Below are 20,814 nucleotides of genomic sequence, written 5' to 3' on the forward strand. Positions count from 1 at the left end.
GGCAGGTGAAGCGGCACCCTCTCCGGCAGTTCCGCGGGCCTGGGCGGCAGCCGTCCGGACGCGGAAGGGCGCCCGCACCGGCAGGGGTGCGGGCGCCCGGGTCCGGGGCGGGGACGGGGTCAGGTCAGCGTCCCCTCCCGGGTCCGCCGGACGAGCTTGGGCCGGGACCGGCGGGCCGGCGCCGCGGCGGCGACCAGGAGGGCCAGCTCCGCGACGGTGGGGGCGCGGAACAGGTCCTTGAGGGTCGGCTCGACCCCCAGCGCCGTGCGGACGCGCGCCGTGAGCCGGGCGGCGAGCAGGGAGTGCCCGCCCAGGTCGAAGAACGAGTCGTCGACGGTGACCGACTCCAGACCCAGGACCTCGGCGAACAGGCCGCACAGGGTCTCCTCGCGGGCGTCGCGCGGGGCGCGCCCCGCCGACAGCGCGCCGAAGTCCGGCTCCGGCAGCGCCCGCCGGTCCACCTTGCCGTTGGCGTTCAGCGGCAGAGCGTCCATGACCACCACCGCCGACGGCACCATGTGCTCGGGCAGGACGGCGGCCAGGGCCGCGCGCAGCACGGCGGGCTCGGCCGGCTCCCCGCCGGCGGGGACCGCGTAGGCGACCAGCCTCCGGTCGCCGGGGCGGTCCTCCCGGACCGCGACGGTCCCGGCCGCGACCTCCGGCAGCCGGGTGAGCGCCTTCTCCACCTCCCCCGGCTCGATCCGGAACCCCCGGATCTTGACCTGGTCGTCGGCCCGGCCGACCAGCACCAGCTCCCCGTCGCGGGTCCACCGCGCCAGGTCGCCGGTCCGGTACATCCGCTCGCCCGGCCCGCCGAAGGGGCCCGCGACGAACCTCTCTGCCGTGGCGCCCGGCCGGCCCGCGTAGCCGTGGCCCAGGCCCACGCCGGCCACGTACAGTTCGCCGCTCATACCCACGGGCACGGGGCGCAGCCGCTCGTCCAGGACGAAGCAGCGCTTGTTGGCCAGGGGCCCGCCGACCGGGATGCGGCCGTCGGGGACCGAGGCGAGGGTCCGGGCGTTGGTGAAGATCATGGACTCGGCCGGACCGTACCCGTGTACCAGCCGGACCCGCGGGAACCGCTCGCGGAAGCGCTCCAGGTGCACCACCGAGGGGGCCTCGCCGCCCGTCATCACCTGGCGGACCGCGGTGAACACCCCGGGGTGCTCGTCCACCAGGAAGTTGAACAGCCCGGCCGAGAGCCACAGCGTGGTCACCCCCTGCGCGGCCACCAGCTCCGCGATGCGCGCGGGCTCGGGCGAGCGCTCCGGCTGGAGCACGCAGGCCGCGCCGGACAGCAGCGCCCCCCAGAACTCCAGCACGAACCCGTCCCACGACACCGGCGCGCACTGCAACCACACGTGGTCCGGCCCCAGGTCCACGTAGTCCTGGCCCAGGAAGGTCCCCACCACCGCGCGGTGCGGGGCCAGCACGCCCTTGGGGGTGCCGGTGGACCCCGACGTGAACATCACGCACGCCACGTCGCCCGGGTCGACCGCGACCTCCGGGGGCGCGGCGGACCGGGCCGCCACGTCCTCCGCCTCGGCGTCCACGCACACCACGGGACCGGCGAGCGCGATCCGGTCCGCCCGGTCCTCGGTGGTGACCAGCGCGCCCGCGGACGCCTCCCCCACCAGGGTGGCGAGCCGGTCGTCGGGGAATCCGGGGTCCAGCAGCAGGTGGGCGCAGCCGGCCTTCACCACGGCCAGCACCGCCACCGCCAGCTCCACGCCCCGGTCCAGCAGCACGCCCACGACGTCGCCGGGCGCCACTCCCGAGGCCGCCAGGTGCCGGGCCAGCCGGTTGGCCCGCGCCTCCAGCTCCCCGTAGGTGACCCGTTCGTCGCCGAACACCACGGCCACCGCGCCGGGGGCGCGCTCGGCGTGGGCGGCGAAGGCCTCCGGGACGGTGAGGTCGGGCACCTCGCGGTCGGTCGCGTTCCACTCCTCGACCTGCAGGCGCAGGTCCCGCCCGTCGAGCAGTTCCACGGCGGAGAGCGCCGTCCGGGGCTCGGCGGCCATCCGCCGCAGCACCCGGAGCAGGGCGTCGCCGATGCCGCGCACCGTCTCCTCGTCGAAGAGCGCGGTGGCGTAGCCGATGCGGCCGCGCAGGTCCCCGTCGTCGGAGCGGCGCGCGAACGTCACGTCGAGGTCGAACTTGGCCGACGCGAAGCCCGCCCCCAGCGCCGTCCCCGCCCCGGCGCCGAACCGCCCGGCCCCGTGGAGGAGGTCGTGCTCCAGCCCGAGCACCACCTGGAAGAGGGGGTTGCGGCCCGCGGCGCGGGCGGGCCTGAGCACCTCGACGAGGTGGTCGAAGGGGACGTCCCGGTGTTCGAGGTCGGTCAGGGTGCGTTCGCGCACCCGTGCCAGCAGCTCGGCGAAGGTGGGGTCGCCGGAGGTGTCGGTGCGCATCACCAGCGTGTTCACGAAGAACCCGACCAGGTCCTCCAGCACCTCGTCGCCGCGCCCGGACACGGGGGCGCCCAGCGGGATGTCGGTGCCCGCGCCCATCCGGGTCAGCGTCGCGGCCAGCGCGGCCTGGAGCACCATGAACAGGGTGACGTGGTGTTCGCGGGCCAGCCCCAGGAGCGCCGCGTGCGTCGGGGCGTCCACCGTCAGCTCGACGGCCCCGCCGCCGGAGTCCGGCCGCGCGGGCCGCAGGCGGTCGTAGGGCAGGGGCAGCTCGTCGGGCAGCCCCGCCAGGGCCCCGCTCCAGTAGGCGGCCTGCCGGGCGATCGCCCCGTCCCCGCCCTCCAGCAGGTCCCGCTGCCACAGGGTGTGGTCGGCGTACTGGACCGCCAGGGGCGCCCACCCGGGGGCCCGGCCGCCCGACCGCGCCTCGTAGGCCTCGGAGAGGTCGCGCAGCAGCGGGGCCATCGACGCCCCGTCGCCCGCGATGTGGTGCACCACCAGGTGCAGCGTCCCGCCGCCGGAGGCGTCCTGGACCAGGCGGGCCCGCACCGGCAGCTCCCGGGTCAGGTCGAACCGGTGCTCCGCCAGGGGGACTCCCTCGCCCTGCCCCGCGCGCACCCGCTCCACCACCAGCGCCGCCCGCGCCGGGTCCGGGTCCACCACCGACTGCCACGGCTCACCGCCCTCGGCGGGGAACACCGTCCGCAGCGCCTCGTGCCGTTCCACCACGTCGGCGAGCGCCTCGGCCAGCGCGTCGGCGTCCACCCCCGCGTCCAGGCGGACCGAGAGCGGGATGTTGTAGGCGGTGTTCGGGCCCTGCAACCGGTCCAGGAACCACAGCCCCCGCTGGGCGTTGGAGAGGGGTACCCGCTCCGGGCGCTCCGCGACCGCCCGGACCGGGCGCACCGCGGCCGTGCCCGTGCCGCCGCCGGCGGCCAGGCGGTCGGCCAGCCGGGCCGCCGTCGGCAGGGCGAAGAGGTCGCGCAGGGTGAGCCCGGTGCCGAAGACCGCCTCGATCCGGCCGAGCAGCCGGGCGGCGAGCAGGGAGTGCCCGCCCAGGTCGAAGAACGAGTCGTCGACGGTGACCGACTCCAGCCCGAGCACCTGAGCGAACAGGCCGCACAGGATCTCCTCGCGGGCGTCGCGCGGGGCGCGCCCCGCCGACAGCGCGCCGAAGTCCGGCTCCGGCAGCGCCCGCCGGTCCACCTTGCCGTTGGCGTTCAGCGGCAGCGCGTCCAGCACCACCACCGCCGCGGGCACCATGTGGTCCGGCAGGACGGCGGCCACCGCCGAGCGCAGCCCGGCCGGGTCCGGCTCCGCGCCCGCGGCCGGGACCACGTAGGCGACCAGGAGCGCCTCCCCGACCTTCGCGCCCCGTGCCGCCGCCACGGCGGCGGCCACCTGCGGCAGGGCGGTGAAGGCCGCCTCCACCTCGCCGGGCTCGATCCGGAAACCCCGGACCTTCACCTGGCCGTCCGCGCGGCCCACGACCACCAGCGCGCCGTCCTCGGTCCACCGCGCCAGGTCCCCGGTCCGGTACATCCGCTCCCCCGCGGCGCCGAACGGGTCGGGCAGGAACCGCTCCGCGGTCAGTCCGGGCAGCCCCAGGTACCCCTGGGCCAGCCCCGCCCCGGCCGCGTACACCTCGCCCGCCACACCCGGCGGCACGGGGCGCAGCAGGTCGTCCAGCACGTAGACGCGCTTGCCCGCCAAGGGGGGGCCGACCGGGACGCGGCCCTCGCCGACCCCGTCCACCGTCACGGCGTTGGTGAAAATCATGGCCTCGGCCGGACCGTAGCCGTGGACCAGCCGCACCCGCGGGAACCGGCTCCGGAAACGGCGCAGGTGCTCCGGCGACGGGGCCTCGCCACCGGTCATGACCTGGCGCACCGACGCGTAGACACCGGGGTGCTCGTCCAGGAGCAGGTTGAACAGCCCCGCCGAGAGCCACAGCGTGGTCACGGACTCGCGCGCCACGAGTTCGGCGATGCGGTCCGGCTCGGGCGAGCGCTCCGGCTGGAGCACGCAGGAGGCGCCGGACAGCAGCGCGCCCCAGAACTCCAGCACGAACCCGTCCCACGACACCGGCGCGCACTGCAACCACACGTGGTCGGGGCCGAAGTCCGCGTAGTCCTGGCCCAGGAACGTCGCCACCACCGCGCGGTGCGAGGCCACCACCCCCTTGGGGGTGCCGGTGGACCCCGACGTGAAGATCACGGACATGCCGTCCCCGGGCGCCACGCCCGCGCGCGGCGCGGCGCCGGGCCGCTCCGCGACCGCCCCGGCGTGGTCGTCCACCAGCACCGGCGGCACCGGCGCGGGCACCCGCCCCGCCCACGGGCCGTGGGTCACCACGGTGCGCACACCGGCGCTCCCGGCCAGCGCGCGCAGCCGCTCGTCCGGGGAACCGGGGTCCAGCAGCAGGTAGGGCGACCCGGCCTTGACCGCCGCGACCACCGCCACCGCCAGCTCCGCGCCGCGCTCCAGCAGCACGCCGACCGCCTCGCCCCGGCGCACCCCCGCCCCGGCCAGGTGGTGGGCGAGCCGGTTGGCGCGCGCGTCCAGTTCGGCGTAGGTCAGCCGCTCGTCGCCGGTCACCACCGCCACCGCGTCCGGGTCGCGCCGCACGTGCTCCTCGAACACCTCCCCCACCGTCCGGTCCACCACGCCCGGACCGGTGGCGTTGAACTCCGTGATCTGGCGGAAGCGGTCCCGCGGGTCCATGCCGTCGGCGTCGCGCAGCAGCGTGTCGGGCTCGGCGCACAGCAGGGCGAGCAGGGACTGGAAGCTCCGGCGGTGGCGCTCCAGCTCCCGCTCGGAGTAGACGTCCGGGTTGGCGTCGAAGTCGACGGTGAGGGCTCCCCCGCGCCCGCGCTGGAGGACGTCGATCCGCAGTTCCTCGATCGGCCCCTGGAAGATGTTGTGGTGCCGGGCCGGCAGCCCGGCGAAGGCGAGGTCGTCGTCGAACGCCATGATGTTGACGATCGGGCCGCACTCGTGGCGGGCGTCCGCGGTCTGTCCGAGCAGGCGCAGGGTCGAGGCGATCGGGTGGCGCTGGTGGGGCAGGGCGGCGCGCAGCTCGGCGGCCACGGACCGGGCCAGCTCGGAGAAGGCGAGGTCGGGGGCGGTCCGGCAGCGCAGCGGCACCACATTGGACTGCATGCCGGGCGTCCGGCGGCTCAGCGGGGTGGTGCGGGCCGCGACCGGGAGGCTGAGCAGGAGGTCGTCCTCGCCGGACCACTGGCGGGTGAAGACCGCGGCCACGGCCATGAGGACCTGCTTCCACCCGGTGCCGATCCGCGCGGCGGCGGCCTCGATGCGGGCGAACTCCTCCGGCGGGACGACGAAGCTGGAGCGCAGGTGCCGGTGGGACGGCGGAGCCGTGCGGCCGGTCAGCGAGGTGGAGGCGGGCGCCCCCGCCAGCCGCTCCGCCCAGTGGGCGCGGTCGGCCTCGGCCTCCCCGCCCTCCAGGTAGCGCACGTCCTCCTCCACCAGGTCGCGCAGGGAGCCGAAGGCCGGGGCGGCCTCCTCCCCGGCCGCCAGCGCCGTGTAGACGGCGGCGATCCGCCGGGCCAGGAGCATGAAGGTGTAGCCGTCGACGATGAGGTGGTGCGCCCGGGTGTACCAGAGGTGGCCCTCCTCGCCGGTGCGGAACAGGACGAAGGCGCACAGCGCGTCGGAGCGCGGGTCCGGGGCGCGGGCCACGTCCCGCCGCATCCACTCCAGGGCCGCGGCGCGCGGGTCGTCCTCGCCGCGCAGGTCGATGAGGCGCAGGGAGGGCCCGGCCGCGGGGTCGGGGAGCTGCACGGGCCCGTCCCCGGTCTCGGTGAACCGCAGGCGCAGGGTGTCCGCCTCCGCCACGACCCGGTCGACGGTCCGGGCGAGGAGCGCGGCGTCCAGCGGCCCGTCGATCTCGTAGTACTCGGCGTTGACGAACATGGGGGTCTGCGGGTCCGCCTGCTGGGCGAACCAGATCCCCTTCTGTGATTCGCTCAGCGGCCAGGTCTGGGCACGGTCGGGGGACATCGCACGGCTCCTCGCCATCGGGGGTCACCTCATACGGGTTCGTGGAGAGCCTAGGAACGCGCGGGCCGCCGGACCGGCACGCGGTCGCGGCAGCCCGGCGGCAGTTCGGGGGGAACCCGGGGGTCAGACCATCGGCGAGAAGAAGTAGGTGTCGCGCCGGTCGAAGCGGCCGTCGGCGCCGGCGCGGAAGAAGTCCGCGTAGCGCAGGTCGACGGCGCGGCCGTCCTTGAGCACGCCGGTGAAGCGGCCCTGGACGGCGACCCGGCCGTCACCGTCCACCACGACCGAGTCGGGGACGTGGACGCCCTCCCTGATCACCCGGGCGGTGCGGTAGAAGCGCTCGAAGGCGTCCCGCCCCACCAGGGAGGGGTAACCGGGGCGGTCGTAGACGACGTCGTCGCTGAAGAGGTCGAGCAGGCCCTCGACGTCCCCCGCGTCGACGCGGGCGTAGACCTGGCGCACGCGGTCGTGCACGTCGGCGGGGGCGGCGTGGGCGGAACGGGTCTCGTCGATCACGGTCATGGCGGTGTCCTCCGGTTCTGGGGGGTCGTGCGTCGGGGTCGTGCGTCGGGGGGCGCCGGGCGGGCCGTGCCCGGGCGCCGGGGAGGGCCCTCAGGCGGCGGGCACCGGCCGGGTCCATCCGCGGGGGTCGGGGGCGCGCCCCGTCTGGACGCCCAGCAGGGCGTCGCGCAGGGCCAGGGTCACCGGCCCGGGGGTGCCGTCGCCGACCACCCAGTCGCCGTCGCGGTCGCACACCCGGGTGACCGGGGTGACGACGGCCGCCGTGCCGCAGGAGAACGCCTCGGTCATCTCGCCCGACGCGCACTCCTTCCGCCACTGCTCCAGGGACACCCGTTCCACGACGGGCTCGTATCCCAGGTCGCCGGCCAGGTCGAGCAGGCTGGCCCGGGTGACGGACGGCAGGATCGTGTCGGTGAGCCCGGGGGTCACCACCCGCGCGGCCCCGGGGCCGCCGCGCACGAAGAAGAGGCTCATCGCCCCGGCCTCCTCCACCCAGCGGCGCTCCACCGGGTCGAGCCAGACCACCTGGTCGCACCCGTGCTCGCGGGCCCGGAGCTGGGCCTGGTAAGTCGGCGCGTAGTTGCCCGCGCACTTGACGGCGCCGGTGCCGCCGGGCACGGCCCGGCTCTGGTCGTGGCAGACCCACACGCCGATCGAGTCGGCGTCGCCGAACAGGCCGCCGGTGGCGAAGGCCATGAGCAGGAAGGTGTACTCGCGGGCGGGCCGCAGCATGAGGTCGGGTTCGCTGGCGAACATCAGGGGCCTCAGGTAGAGGCTGCCGCCGTCCTCGGGCACGTGGGCGCCGTCGGCGGCCACCAGGGCCTCGGCGGCGGCCAGGAAGAGGTCGTCGGGGAGCGCGGGCATGGCCAGCCGGGCGGCCGAGTGGCCGAAGCGGCGGGCGTTCTCCCGGGGCCGGAAGAGCGCGACCGACCCGTCCCGCATCCGGTGGGCCTTGAGCCCCTCGAAGACGACCTGCCCGTAGTGGAGGCCGACCATGGCGGGGTGCATGGGGATGGGGGCGAAGGGGGTGAGCCCGGGTTCCGTCCACCCGGTCTCGGGGGTCCAGCGGGCGGTGACCATGTGCGGGGTGAAGGCGTTTCCGTAGGCGGTGCCGCCGAGGCCCATCGGGGTCTCCTCGTGTCGGGGGTGCTCGTGTGGGTGCCGGGCGGCCTCGGTGGGCCGGCCCCGGGTCAGCGGACGGCGGAGTCGTAGCGGCGCTCGACGTAGGACAGGGTCTCCAGGAGGTTCGCGGAGGTCACCGAGGAACGCCGGGAGGGTGCGCCGACGGCGGGCAGCGGGAGGGAGCCGGTGTCCGACCAGCGCAGCCGGCCCGTGTCGTCGATGTGGGAGCGGACCCGCCCGGCGTTGTCGGGGTGCAGGCAGTAGGGGATGTCCAGCAGGCCCCTGCGGAAGGCGCGGAGCAGGGCGGTGCCCACGTCGTCGGACAGCTCCAGGACCGCCTCGACCAGGACGCGCGCCTCGCGGTACGTCTCCCCGCCGTCTCCGGGCGGCTCCGGCCGGGTGTCCCGCGCCGCGCGGGCCGCGTTCTCCAGGGCGCGCACGTTCTCCTCGATCGTGGGGATCCGGTGCGCCTCGGCCTCGGTCTTGACGATGACCCGCTCGGCTCCGGCGGCGACGGCGGTGCGCGCGGACCGGGCGAGCAGGGCGGACGCCCCGGCGGCGGTCCGGGGGAACACGCCCATGTAGGTGTAGAGGACGACGTGCCAGTCCACCCCGGGCAGCAGCTCGCCGGCCAGGAGGCGCAGCGCGCGGACGGCTTCGCGGTCCTGCTCGGCGCTGGTCTGCTGGGCGTAGCTCAGGGACAGGCTGGTGATGCCGTGGGCGGCGAAGAAGAGCCCTTCCAGGAGGGAGACGGCCACGAGCATGCTCGGGGGGCAGAGCTGGCCCAGCATGCACCCGCCGAAGCTCTCCAGGTGCGGGACGCGGCCGGGGCCGGCGCAGGAGGCGAGGATCTCTGTGCTCTCCCGCCAGTTCTCCAGGGACCGCTCCAGCGGGACCCGGCCGTAGGGCAGGCAGTAGGAGACCGGGCCGCCCTCGGTGGCGTCCAGGCCGACCTCGATGAGCGCGCGGAAGATGTCCTGCGGGGCGGCGGACCCGTGCCTGACCTGGACGGGGAAGTCCGGGGCGTGCAGGCCGCCCAGCAGCGCGCGGGTGTCGTCGCGGTCGCGGGCCACGATCGGGTACCCGTTGAGGCCGCCGCCGCCCTCGGCGATGGCCCGCCGGGCGGACGCGTGGTCGCCGACACGGGTGTAGCTGTCCAGGGTGAGCGTGCCGACCGTTGCGGCGCGGGCCGCGCGGGTGGCCTCCAGGCCCCGCCGCATCAGGCCGGGGTCGCCGAACCCCATGCGGGGCTGGACCACGAGCTCTCCGGCGGCGCGGGCGGACGCGATGCGGGCGCCGAAGGGCGCGGAGGCGGTCACGACGCGACCCGGAGCTCGAAGCGGGACAGGTAGGAGACGAAGGCGCCGATGTCGGCGTCGCCGAAGACCTCGTCGAAGCCGGCGTCCGTCAGCTCCCGGACCCGGTCCGCGGTGAGGGGTCCGTTCACCCCGAGCTTGCCCCCGATCACCACGGGGACCAGGGCCAGTTCCGGACGGGCGCGCAGGGCCCTGACGGCCTGGAGCCCGTCCTGGTGGCCGTGTCCGTTGACGCTGCCCAGGACGATGAGCCGGGGCGCCAGCTCCAGGGCCTCCTCGACGAGGAGCGGGGCGGGCACGCAGGGGCCGAGGTTGGCGACGCGGTGCCCCGCCTCCTCCAGCAGCAGCTGGAGGAAGACGAGGTTCCACGTGTGCGCGTCGGACGAGGTTCCCGAGAGCAGGATCTCCGCTCGTTCGGGTGCCGGGATGTCTCCCGTGATGAGGGATCTCATGACGTACCGCCAGGGGTGTCGGGGGGATTGTTCTCAACGGCTGTCGGAAAACTACGTCCGGCCCGGGTCGCGGGCCGGAAGTGTCGGGCGGAAGATCGGCGGCACCTGCGTGGCGGTTCCGGGCCCGGCTCAGTCGGCGGGCACCGCCACCGGCTCCGGTCCGGCGGTGAGCACGGCCAGGGCTCCCGCGGCCTCCCGTGCCCGGTCGGCCGCCTCCGCGGCGTCCCGCCCGAGCGCGATGACGTGCCCGATCCGGTCGCGGAAGCTGCGGGTGACCTCGATCCGGTCGCCCTCCCGGGCGGTGACCACGGCGGACACGACCCCGGGCAGGTCGGCGGCGGCCCCGGTGAAGGCGGCCAGCACGGTCCCGGGTTCGGTGGCGAACAGGAAGCGGATGGCCGCCGCCCGCGCCCGGTGCGGCGCGAGGTCGGGGCCGCGGCCCAGCACGCGGTCGACGGTGGCGCCCACCAGGTCCACCCCGGTGGCGGCGGCGACCAGGGCGGGGATCATGCCGCCGGCCAGCCGCGGGTTGACCTCCACGACCGCCGGGCCCGCCGCGGTCAGGCGGACCTCGACGTGGGCCGGGCCCCAGCCCAGCCCCAGCGCCGCCAGTGCGGCCAGGGCGGTCTCCGCCAGGGCCCGCTCGCGGTCCGCGGGCAGCGGTGCCGGGTGCTCGTGGCCGGTCTCCAGGAAGAGGGGGTGCGGGCCCAGGTGTTTGGCGGTGACGCCGACGACCCGGTCGTCGAAGGTCTCCACCGAGTACTCCGGCCCCTCCAGGTACGACTCCACCAGGGCGCGGGCGCCGGGCCGGCCGCCCAGCAGGGGCAGGAGCGCGGTCTCGGCCTCGCCCGGGGAGGCGCACAGGCGCACGCCGTCGGAGCCGGAGCCCAGCACGGGCTTGACCACCGCGCGGCCGGCCGCGGCGATGACGGCGCGGGCCGCCGCGACGCCCGCGGGCACCGAGTCCACCTCGTGGAAGGCGGGGACCGGGACCCCGGCGGCGGCGAGCACCGCGCGCTGGCGGGCCTTGTCCCGGGTGCGGTCGACGGCGCCGGGGTCGGGGGCGGGCAGGCCGAGGGAGCGCGCCGCGGCGGCGGCCGAGGCGACGAAGTACTCCGAACTTGAGGTCACCCCGGCCACGGGGCCGGGCAGGGCGCGGCAGGCGCGCAGGACCTCCGCGCGGTCGGCGGTGTCGACGGTGACCGCCGCGATGCCGTCGCGGGCGACGTAGGGGTAGCGGTCCGGGTCGCGGGAGAGCAGGACGGGGTCGACGCCGCGGTCCCGGGCTGCGGCGCAGAACGCGCGCCCGGAGCCGGTGGTGTTGCTCTCGACCAGGACGAGGTGGGGGGTGCCGGGGCGGGTGGGGTCGGAGTGAGGGATGCCGCGCATGGTGGTGCTGCCTTCCTGGAGGGGTGCGGGTCAGGCCGGGACCGGGGGTGCGGGGGCGCCCAGGGCGCGCAGCGCCCCGTCGAGTCGGGTGCGGGCGGCGGCCAGGCGGTCGGCCGCCCGGGTGTGCTCCCGGGCGCGGTCGCGCAGTTCGGCGCGCGCCGCGTCCAGGACGCGGGAGAGCGCGCCCGGCCCCCCGCCGTAGGAGGTGGCGGCCACGGCCGCGGCCGGTGCGGACAGGTGGGCCGGAACGGGGTGCTCGACGCCGTCGACGGTGACCCGTTCCAGCAGCAGGCCGCCGCGGTCCAGGGTCTCGCGGACCGCCGACCCGACGGCGTGGTGGGCGGCGCGGAAGGCGGTGCCCTCCCGGACCAGGTGGTTGGCGACCGCGGTGGCGGTGGTGAACCCCTCGTCCGCGACGCGCGCCATGCGACCGGGCACGGGGGCCGCGCCCAGCACCAGCACCTGGGCGAGGCGGATCGCGTCGGCCGTCGCCTCCAGGCCGGGCCGGGAGACGGCGACGGCCTCGGTGCCCACCTCGATGGAATTGGTGAACGGGGTGGAGGAGAGCGTGGAGGCGGTGGCGGTCCACGCCCCGATGACCGCGCCCGCCTTGGCCTTGAGGTGCTCCAGGAGGAAGGCGTTGCGCTTCTGGGGCATCGCCGAACTGCCGCCGACCAGGTGGTCGGGCATGTGGACGAAGCCGAACTCGCCGCTGCTCCACACCTGGAGGTCGGTGCCCAGGCGGCTGAGGGTGATGGCCAGGGAGGCCGCCGCCCCCAGGACGCGCAGCACGGTGTCGCGCGAGGCCACCGCGTCGATGGAGTGCCGGACCGGGCGGTCGAAGCCCAGCAGGCCGGCGGTGAGGGCCGGGTCGATGGGCAGGTCGGTGCCGCCGACGGCCCCCGCGCCCAGGGGGCAGCGGTCCAGCCCGCGGGCCGCCTCCGCCAGGGCGTCGATGTCGCGCCCCAGCGCCTCCGCGATGCCGAGCAGGTAGTGGCCGTAGGTGATCGGCACCGCCGGCTGGAAGTGGGTATGGACGGGCATCACGACGTCCGCGTGGGCGCGGGCCCGGCCCAGGAGCACGGCGTTCAGCCGCAGGGCCTGGGAGAGCAGCGCGGCGCAGCGGGAGCGCAGTCGCATGGCGGTGGTGGTGGCGTTGAGGTCGTTGCGGGAGCGGCCCGTGTGCAGGGCGCCGCCCACCTCGGGCCCCAGCACCCGGATGAGGTGCTCCTCGTAGGCCAGGTAGAGGCCGCGCGGCCGGGGTGCGTCGAGGAGGTCGGCGAACCCGTCCGCGCGCATCGCGCCGATCCGGTCGGCCAGGGCCGCCGCGGGGGCGCGGCCGACCAGGCCGGTGCGCTCCAGCATCACCAGGTGCGCGAGGTCGACCTCGCTGATGAGGAGGAGGTCGCCGCGCACGTCGGCGCCGTTCTCGAAGAGCATCTTCCGGGTGCCCGCGCGCAGTCCCCGGGTGAGGCGTCCGGTGCCGCTCACAGGGCCATCTCCCGTCGGTCGTCCGCACGCCCCTGGGAACCGCGCACCGCGCGGACCAGGTGCAGGGTGTGGAAGCGTGACGACGGCCCGTGCGGCAGGCGGCGGACCAGGCCCGCGGACACCAGGGACATCAGGGCCCGCCCGCAGTCGGTGAGGCCGAGTCCGGCGCGCCGCGCGAGCGCGTCCGCCTGTTCCCCTCCCGGGGCCGCGCACAGGACCTCCAGCACCGCCTCCTCGTGGGGGTCGCGGTCCGCGAGGGAGAAGCGGACGGCGGCGGCGAGGTCCCCGCCGCGGCCGAGGTCCAGCGGGGCCAGCAGGGGCACCGGGTTCTCGCGCAGGCTCCCCAGCAGCGTGGCGGTCCCGTAGACGGCGGCCCACGACGACACCGCGTGCAGGGCTCCGGGCAGGTGGTCGAGCAGGGCGCAGATCTCGGCCGCCGCGGGGTCGCCGTCGGGGACGTCGGCCCCCGCCGCGGCCAGGAGCGCGCGCAGCAGTTCCACGGCGTCCTGCGGCCGGAGCGGGTCGAGGAGGAACACCTGCTCCCCGGGGACGCGGTGCGGGCGGTGCGCCGTGGACAGCACGCGCAGGCCGGGGCAGTCGGAGAGCAGTTCGGCCAGGGCCCGGGCGTCGGGCGCGGAGAACCGGGGCGCGTCCAGGACCAGGAGCGCCTCCTCCTCGCCGATGGAGCCGGTCACGGCCCCCAGGTGCTCCCGGGACTCCCTTCCCCAGGAGCCGTACAGGGCCTCCAGGATCGCGGGGTGCGCCTCGGCGCCGGAGGCGTCGACCCACAGGACGGGCAGGTCCGAGCGCCGGTGCAGGCGGCCGGCGACCTCCATGGCCAGGGTGGTCTTGCCGGCGCCGGGGGCGCCGGTCAGGGTGACGATCCGGCGGCCCGCGGCGCCCAGGTCGGTGGTCAGGGCGTCCGCCTCGTCCCTCCGGCCGATCGGCACGGTCCCGGTCGGGGGCGGGACGGCGGCGCCGGAGGGTCCCACGCGCAGGTCGGTGCGGGCGGTCCGGCCGGCGGCGGCCTCCAGGCGGGCGCGGTCCCTCTCGTTGAGCCGCAGGGCGTCGGCGAGCAGGCGCACCGTGTCCCGCCGGGGCCGCTGCGCGCGGCCGTGCTCCAGGTCGCGGATGGCGCGGACGCTGATGGTGGAGAAATCCGCCAGTTCCTGCTGTGTCAGTCCTGCCCTGGTCCGGTATCTCAGGACCAGGTGGTCGAAACCGCGGGTCTCTTCCGTGACTTCCATGTTCAGCGCTGCCCTTCCGCTCCGTGGTGCTCCGCTGTCGGTGAACACCATGGTGGGGACGGGCGTTATCGCGGCCGCACCTCGCGGCTAACCGCCCCGGGGAGCGGCGATAGCGGCGTGATAGCGGGAGCGGTCCCGCGGGGATGCCGCGCGTTTCTAACTTGAGGTTCATCGGAACAACGGAACTCCGGAAAGGCCTCCCCCCGATGAACAGCATCCTGAAGCACCTGGTCGCCATCGCCTTCGCCGCCACCGCCGTGTTCGCCCCGATCGCCCTCACCGGCTCCCCCGCCGAGGCCGGCGCCACCGCCGCCGACACCACCTGCCAGGACCCGAAGGCGAGCTGCCCGAACAGCGACCCCTGGGACGCCTGACCGCCCGGACGGAACAACGGGGCCGCCCGCAGGCGGCCCCGTTCCGCTTGTCCGGGGAGTGCGGCGGGCCGGCTCAGCGCGTGGCCGCCACCGTGCCGCCGTCCCCGCGCCCGGGGGTGAAGCGGGCCGCGCGCGCCTCCAGCTCGGCCGCCTGCTCGGTCTCCCCCAGGTCCGCCAGCAGGCGGGCCAGGTCCAGGCTCACCTGGGCGCCGCCCTGCCGGTCCATGATCTGCTCGCGCACGGCCAGCGCCCGGCCCAGCAGGCCGCGGGCCTCCTCGGGGCGGCCGAGCCGGACGTTCGCCCGGCCGAGGTCGTGCAGGAGGTAGCCCTCGCCGATCGGGTCTCCCAGGTCCCGCAGCAGCTCGAACGCCTCCGTCAGGATGCGCAGCGCGCCGCGGTCGTCGCCGCGCACCTGCGCCACCTGGCCCATCCGGCGCAGCACCTGCGCCCGGCTGCGGGGGTCGCCGGTGCGCTCGTAGAGCACCAGCGCGCGGGCCAGGTCGGCCTCCCCGGCGTCGACGGAGCCGGTGACCGTGTGGATGTGCCCGCTCAGGGTGAGGGCGCGCCCCATCCCGACCGGGTCGTCGATGGACTCGAAGTCGCGGTAGGCGCGTGCGCACCGGGTGAGCGCGCTCTCGTAGTCCCCCTCGGCCTGGTCCAGGTAGGCCAGTTCCCGGGTGCACTGGGCGCGGCCCTGCACGTCGTCCAGCTCCTCGAACGCGGCCAGCCCGTCCAGCATGGCGCGGCGGGCGTCGTCGAACCGGCGCTGGTCCAGGTAGAGGAAGCCGTAGGAGGAGGTCATCGCGGCGATGCCCAGCCGGTTGTCCGCGGCGCGGACCGCGGCCATGGCGCGCTCGTTGGTCCGCTCCCAGGCCTCGGAGTAGCCGCGCCGGTTGTACATCAGGACCAGGGCCAGGGCCAGGTTCCAGCACAGCTCGTCCAGGCCGTGGTCGGCGGCCAGGCAGACGGCGGAGAACAGGTTGCCCTGCTCCGACTCCAGCCACCCCATGGGGTCGCGCAGGGCCGCCTCGGCCAGCGCCCGGGGAGGCTGCCAGCGCGGGCCGGTGCCGTGGTGGAAGAGGTGGTCCCCGCCCCGGATGCGCAGGTTGGCGTCGTCCGCCAGGGCGAGCCAGCCGCCGACCAGGCGGGCGGCCGCCGCCGTCCGGTCGGCCTGGGGCACCTCCTCGGCGAGGCGCTCCCGGGCGAACAGGCGGATGACGTCGTGGAAGCGGTACCGCGGCTCGCCGCCGGCGTCGAACCCGGTGACGTCGAGCATCTGCACGTCGACCAGGGGCTCCAGCAGGTCCGAGGGGTAGCGCCGGTGGTCGTCCAGCAGGGCCCCGGCGATCCACCCCGGCTGGCTGGGGCCGTCGGCCAGGGCGAACAGCCGCAGTGCCCGGCGGGTGTCGGCGTCCATGCCGTCGTAGCTCAGCGACAGGCTGGCGCGCATGGTGAGGTCGCCGTGGGACAGCTCGTCGAGGCGGTGGCGCTCGTCGGCGAGCCGGTTGACCATGGAGGCCAGCGACCAGTGGCGGCGCGCCGCCAGGCGGGCGGCGACGATCCGCAGGGCCAGGGGCAGCCGCCCCACGGTGCGCAGCAGCGCGGCGGCGGCCGCGGGCTCGGCGGCCATCCGCTCGGGGCCCACCACCCGGTGCAGCAGGTCCAGGGCCTCGTCCTCGGGGAGCACGTCCAGCTCGACGAGGTTGGCGCCGGGCACCCCGGTCAGCCGCGAGCGGCTGGTGACGACCAGCGCGCAGCCGGACCCGCCGGGCAGGAGGTCGGTGACCTGGCGCTCCCCGGCGGCGTCGTCGAGGACGACCAGGACGCGCCGGTCGGAGAGCAGGCTGCGGTACATCTCGGCGCGCTCGTCGCGGTGCTCGGGGATCGTCTGGCCGGGGATGCCCAGGGCGCGCAGGAAGCGGGCGAGGACCTCGGAGCTCTCCAGCGGGTCGTCGCGGCTGCCGCGCATGTCGCAGTAGAGCTGCCCGTCGGGGAAGTGCGCGTCCGCCAGGCGGTGGGCGATGTGGGTGGCCAGGGAGCTCTTGCCGACCCCGGGGCGGCCGACGATGACGGCGACGCCGACGGCGCGCCCCTGGTTGCCCGGCCGGGTGAGGGTGGTCTCCACGGAGGAGATCCACTCCTCGCGGCCCACGAAGTCCGCGGTGTCGGCGGGCAGCTGCCGGGGCCGGGCCTCCCGGGGCTCGGGGTCGGCCGCGGCGGGCCGGGCGGGCTCCGCCGCCGGGGGCTCGGGGGCGGGCGGCTCGGCGGGCCGGACCGGGGAGCGGGCCTCCACGCGGCTCTCGGGCGGGGAGAGCGGATCGCCGGCCAGGATCGCGGACTCCAGCGCGCGCAGCTCCTTGCCGGGCTCCAGGCCGAGTTCCTCGATGAGCAGCTCCCGGCCGCGCCGGTAGGCGTCCAGCGCCTCGGCCTGGCGGCCGGAGCGGTAGAGGGCGAGCATGAGCTGCCCGCGCAGCCGCTCCCGGAGGGGGTGGCGCCGCACGAGGTCGTCGATCTCGCCGATGAGCCGGTCGTGGCGGCCCAGGCCCAGCTCCAGGTCCAGGTACGACTCGATGAGGGAGGTCCGGTTCTCCTCCAGGCGGGCGGCCTTGGGGCTGAGCAGCGGGCTGTTGACGCCGCTCAGGGCGGGGCCGCGCCACAGCCCCGCGGCCTGGCGCAGCAGGGCCGCCGCCTCGGCGCCGCGGCCCTGCCGGGCCTCCTCGTCGGCGCGGCTCACGAGGAGGTCGCACAGGTGGACGTCGACGCTCTCCCGGTCGGCCCGAAGGAGGTAGCCCGGGGGCGAGGTGACGAGGGCGACGTCGGTGGCGGCCAGGCTCTTGCGCAGCCGGGACACGCAGATCTGGACCTGGGTGCGGGCGGTCTCGGGGGGGTCCTCGTCCCAGATCGCGTCCACGAGGTGGTCGGTGGAGACGATCCGGCCGGCTTCGAGGAGGAGTGCGGCGAGAATGACCTGTTGTCTGCCCGGAGGAATACGGACCTGCCCGGAATCCACCTCGATCTGGGGAGGCCCCAGAAGGCGGAAGAAGACGCGGGGGAAGTCGCCTCCGTCGTTCACGAGATTGATCCGAGACCTCCGTCGTCGGCTTCTGCAATCCTTGTGATCCTAAGGGGCGGTCCTCCGACGTGCCACACCCCCTGCGCCCCTTCTGAAAAGCGCGAACACAAAGAAAAATCACGCGGACACGGACGGTGAGGAACGTGTGGCGAAAGGCGGTCCGGCGAATTGCGGATCCGCGCCTCCGGCCCCGCCGAACCGCCCTGTCCACCTCAATGTTCATCGGGCGGCAATTTTCACGGTAAACCCGGGGGATAGGTGCGGCGGAAGGGAACGCACTCCCCCGGTGGCCGGTTCCGGCCACTGCCGCGGACCCCCTGGACGGCGCCGAAGTGGGACGTTCGGTAGAGTTCCGGGCACGGTTCCCGATGTGACGGCGCTCCTCCCCCGAGCGCCGCCGGGGTCCGGGACGGACGCGAAGGAGCGTGACCCGAGTGCAGCTGTTCCTCAGCACGGCCTTCGGCTTCCCGGCCGTCCTGCTCACACCCGCGCTCCTCGTGGCGGTCGTCTACTGGATCGTCGTCGCGGTCGGCCTGGCCGACGCCGGGATGCTCGACTCCACCGACGCCGACGGCGACCCGGTCGGCGCGAGCGCCGTCCTGGAGCGGGTGGGGCTGGGCCGGGCCCCGGTGACCGTGGAGATCACCGCGCTGGTGCTCTCCGCATGGTTCGTGAGCATGATGGGCGGGATCGTGACCAGTCTTCTCACCACCCCCGGCAGCCCCCTGGCCTGGGCGCTGGGCGCCGTCGTCCTGGTCATCGCGGTGATCGCGGCGTGGGCGTTCACCAGTGGCGCGGTCCTGGCCGTGCAGCGGTTCCTGCCCCGGCGCAAGGGGTCCTCCAAGCACGAGCTGGTCGGCCGCACCTGCGTGATCCGGATCGGCGCAGCCCACGAGGGCTTCGGCCACGCGGAGATCACCACCGCGGGCGGCGCCTCCATCACCATCCCGGTGCGCACCATCGGCGGGGAGGTCCTGCCGCCGGGGAGCACCGCCCTGATCTTCGACCACAGCGGCGAGCTGGACGCGTTCCTGGTCACCCGGTTCGACCCCGCCCTGGACCCCGGCCAGGGCTGACCCCGCGCGGCCCGCCCCGGCGCCGTGCCGGCCGGCTCCCGCGCGCCCCGACTCGCACACGAGCACCTGGGGCACAAGTCATCCCGTCGGAGGTGGAACCGATCCTCCGACCTCCGCGTCCCATTTCACGAGCCACTCCCCCTCCGGGAGCGACCGCGGGCCCCGCACCCTCCCCCGCGCGGCCACTCGACCCGCACGGTCACTCGCAGAAAGGCCCCCACACGTGTTGCTGAGCGCCCCATCCACCGGAGAGGCCGCCGACGCGGCGTTTCTGACCATCGGCATCTCCCTGGCCGTCGCCCTCCTCGTCCTGCTCCTGCTGATCGTCTCCATCCTGAAGATGTTCAAGAAGGTCAAGCAGGGCGAGGCGCTGATCATCTCCAAGACGCGCGACGTGCACGTCACCTTCACGGGTGCCGTGATCCTGCCGATCCTCCACAAAGCCGAGTACATGGACATCTCGGTCAAGACGCTGGACCTGGACCGCCGCGGTCGCGACGGCCTGACCTGCAAGGACAACATCCGCGCGGACATCAGCGTGAAGTTCTTCATCCGGGTCAACGAGACGGAGGAGGACGTCAAGCGGGTCGCCAAGGCCATCGGCACCGAGCGCGCCAGCAACCCCGACACGCTCCAGGAGCTGTTCAACGCCAAGTTCGCAGAGGCCCTCAAGACGGTCGGCAAGCGCTTCGACTTCGAGGAGCTGTTCACCCACCGCGAGGAGTTCCGCCAGCAGATCGTCGAGGTCATCGGCTCGGACCTGAACGGCTACGTCCTGGAGGACGTCGCCATCGACTACCTGGAGCAGACCCCGCTCCACCAGCACGACTCCGACAACATCCTCGACGCGCAGGGCATCTCGAAGATCACCGAGCGCACCGCCACCGAGCACAAGCGCACCAACGCCTTCGAGAACGACCGCAAGAAGGAGATCGACCGCCAGGACACCGAGACCGCCGAGACCCTCGCCGAGTTGGAGAAGCGGCGCGAGGAGGCGACGGCCAAGGCCAAGCGCGAGATCGAGATCATCCGGGCCCGCGAGGAGGCCGAGACGGCCCGCGTGCAGGCCGAGGAGCGGCTCAAGTCCGAGACCGCCAACATCCGCACCTCCGAGGCGCTGGGCGTCCAGCACCAGAACCAGCAGCGCGAGATCGCCGTGGCGGAGAAGAACCGCGAGCGCGTCATCGCCATCGAGACCGAGCGCATCGAGAAGGACCGCCTGCTGGAGGTCATCGGCCGCGAGCGCGAGACCGAGCTGAGCCGGATCTCCAAGGACAAGGAGGTCGAGGCCGAGAAGCGCGAGGTCGCCGACGTCGTCCGCGAGCGGGTCGCCGTGGACCGGACCGTGGCCGAGCAGGAGGAGGCCATCAAGCGCCTGCGCGCCGTCGAGGAGGCCGAGCGCCAGCGCCAGTCCATCATCATCCACGCGGAGGCCGAGGCCCAGGAGCGCCTGGTCAAGGACATCAAGGCCGCCGAGGCCGCCGAGGCCGCGGCCAAGCACAAGGCAGCCGAGGAGCTGACCCTGGCCGAGGCGCGCCAGCAGGCCGCCGAGCTCGACACCCGGGCCAAGATCCGCCTGGCCGAGGGCGTCCAGGCCGAGGCCGCCGCCCAGGGCCTGGCCGACGTCCAGGTCCGCGAGCAGGACGCCGCGGCCATCGAGAAGGTCGGCACCGCCGAGGCCGAGGTCTCCCGCCTCAAGGCCGAGGCCGACGCCAGGGCCGTCCAGGCGAAGATGCTCGCCGAGGCCGAGGGCATCGAGGCCAAGCTGCGCGCCGAGGCCGCGGGCCTCACCGACAAGGCCGGGGCCATGGCCGCCCTGGACCAGGTCAGCCGCGAGCACGAGGAGTACCGCCTGCGCCTGGAGGCCGAGAAGGAGGTCCGGCTGGCCGGCATCGACGTCCAGCGCCAGGTCGCCGAGGCCCAGGCGACCGTCCTGGCCACCGGCCTGGAGAGCGCCGACATCAACATCGTCGGCGGCGACGGGATGTTCTTCGACCGCATGGTCAACTCCATCGGCCTGGGCAAGGCCGTGGACGGCTTCGTCGGCAACTCCGAGACGGTGCAGGCGCTGGGCGCCGGCTGGCTCAACGGCGAGGGCGACTTCGTCCGCGACCTCAAGGGGGTCGTGGCGTCGCTGGACACCGAGGACGTCAAGAACCTCACCGTGTCCGCGCTGCTGCTCCAGCTCATCAGCGCCGACCCGGCGGACGGCGGCAGGCTCAACGGCCTGCTGACCACGGCCCGCTCCATGGGCCTGGACCAGCTGCCGGTGACCGCGCTCGCCCCCGCCCACGCCGTGAAGCAGTGAGGTAGTC

12 protein-coding genes are annotated in these 20,814 nt (G+C 75.3%); 3 read left to right on the forward strand and 9 right to left on the reverse strand.

The features are described from left to right. Positions 1–119: 119 nt before the first annotated feature. From BUE45_RS18395 to BUE45_RS18430, 8 genes are all read right to left on the reverse strand, one after another. Positions 120–6,437 carry a non-ribosomal peptide synthetase gene (locus BUE45_RS18395; protein WP_073380587.1) on the reverse strand — a complete coding sequence of 2,106 codons (6,318 nt, stop codon included), beginning with the start codon at positions 6,435–6,437 and terminating at the stop codon, positions 120–122. 123 nt (positions 6,438–6,560) lie between these two features. Then, on the reverse strand, positions 6,561–6,959 hold the full coding sequence (locus BUE45_RS18400; RefSeq protein ID WP_073380588.1) for a nuclear transport factor 2 family protein: 399 nt from the start codon (positions 6,957–6,959) through the stop codon (positions 6,561–6,563). Positions 6,960–7,049: 90 nt separating this feature from the next. Next, positions 7,050–8,084 (reverse strand): branched-chain amino acid aminotransferase, encoded by a 1,035-nt coding sequence (locus BUE45_RS18405; RefSeq protein ID WP_073380589.1) that lies wholly within the window; start codon positions 8,082–8,084, stop codon positions 7,050–7,052. 65 nt (positions 8,085–8,149) lie between these two features. Beyond that, positions 8,150–9,400, reverse strand: a complete 1,251-nt coding sequence (locus BUE45_RS18410; RefSeq protein ID WP_073380590.1) for a methylaspartate mutase — start codon at positions 9,398–9,400, stop codon at positions 8,150–8,152. Then, positions 9,397–9,849, reverse strand: coding sequence for a cobalamin B12-binding domain-containing protein (locus BUE45_RS18415; protein ID WP_073380591.1), 453 nt, complete (start codon positions 9,847–9,849; stop codon positions 9,397–9,399). Before BUE45_RS18415 ends, BUE45_RS18410 begins: the two co-directional genes overlap by 4 nt. A 129-nt stretch (positions 9,850–9,978) precedes the next feature. Next, positions 9,979–11,238, reverse strand: a complete 1,260-nt coding sequence (locus BUE45_RS18420) for an ATP-grasp domain-containing protein (RefSeq protein ID WP_073380592.1) — start codon at positions 11,236–11,238, stop codon at positions 9,979–9,981. A gap of 30 nt (positions 11,239–11,268) precedes the next feature. Next, a complete protein-coding gene (gene argH / locus BUE45_RS18425) occupies positions 11,269–12,729 on the reverse strand; it encodes an argininosuccinate lyase (protein WP_084737473.1) in 1,461 nt (486 codons plus the stop codon). After that, complete coding sequence (locus BUE45_RS18430; protein WP_073380593.1) at positions 12,726–13,976, reverse strand: helix-turn-helix domain-containing protein; 1,251 nt, start codon at positions 13,974–13,976, stop codon at positions 12,726–12,728. The genes argH and BUE45_RS18430 overlap by 4 nt, the downstream gene beginning before the upstream one ends. A gap of 206 nt (positions 13,977–14,182) precedes the next feature. Between BUE45_RS18430 and BUE45_RS32575 the strand changes: the two genes are divergently transcribed. Beyond that, on the forward strand, positions 14,183–14,350 hold the full coding sequence (locus tag BUE45_RS32575) for a hypothetical protein (RefSeq protein WP_178378571.1): 168 nt from the start codon (positions 14,183–14,185) through the stop codon (positions 14,348–14,350). Between the two features lie 73 nt (positions 14,351–14,423). Here the strand turns inward: BUE45_RS32575 and BUE45_RS18435 are convergent, their stop codons facing one another. Continuing rightward, complete coding sequence (locus BUE45_RS18435; protein WP_073380594.1) at positions 14,424–17,423, reverse strand: AfsR/SARP family transcriptional regulator; 3,000 nt, start codon at positions 17,421–17,423, stop codon at positions 14,424–14,426. 434 nt (positions 17,424–17,857) lie between these two features. On the opposite strand from BUE45_RS18435, the gene BUE45_RS18440 reads away from it, so the two are divergent. Together BUE45_RS18440 and BUE45_RS18445 are read left to right on the forward strand one after the other, a co-directional pair. Then, entirely contained in the window at positions 17,858–18,499 is a 642-nt protein-coding gene (locus BUE45_RS18440; protein ID WP_073380595.1) for an OB-fold-containig protein, read from the forward strand. Between the two features lie 223 nt (positions 18,500–18,722). Continuing rightward, positions 18,723–20,807, forward strand: a complete 2,085-nt coding sequence (locus tag BUE45_RS18445; RefSeq protein ID WP_073380596.1) for an SPFH domain-containing protein — start codon at positions 18,723–18,725, stop codon at positions 20,805–20,807. The last annotated feature ends 7 nt before the right edge of the window (positions 20,808–20,814 follow it).

It is taken from the genome of Nocardiopsis flavescens (genome assembly GCF_900141985.1).
Lineage (GTDB): Bacteria > Actinomycetota > Actinomycetes > Streptosporangiales > Streptosporangiaceae > Nocardiopsis > Nocardiopsis flavescens.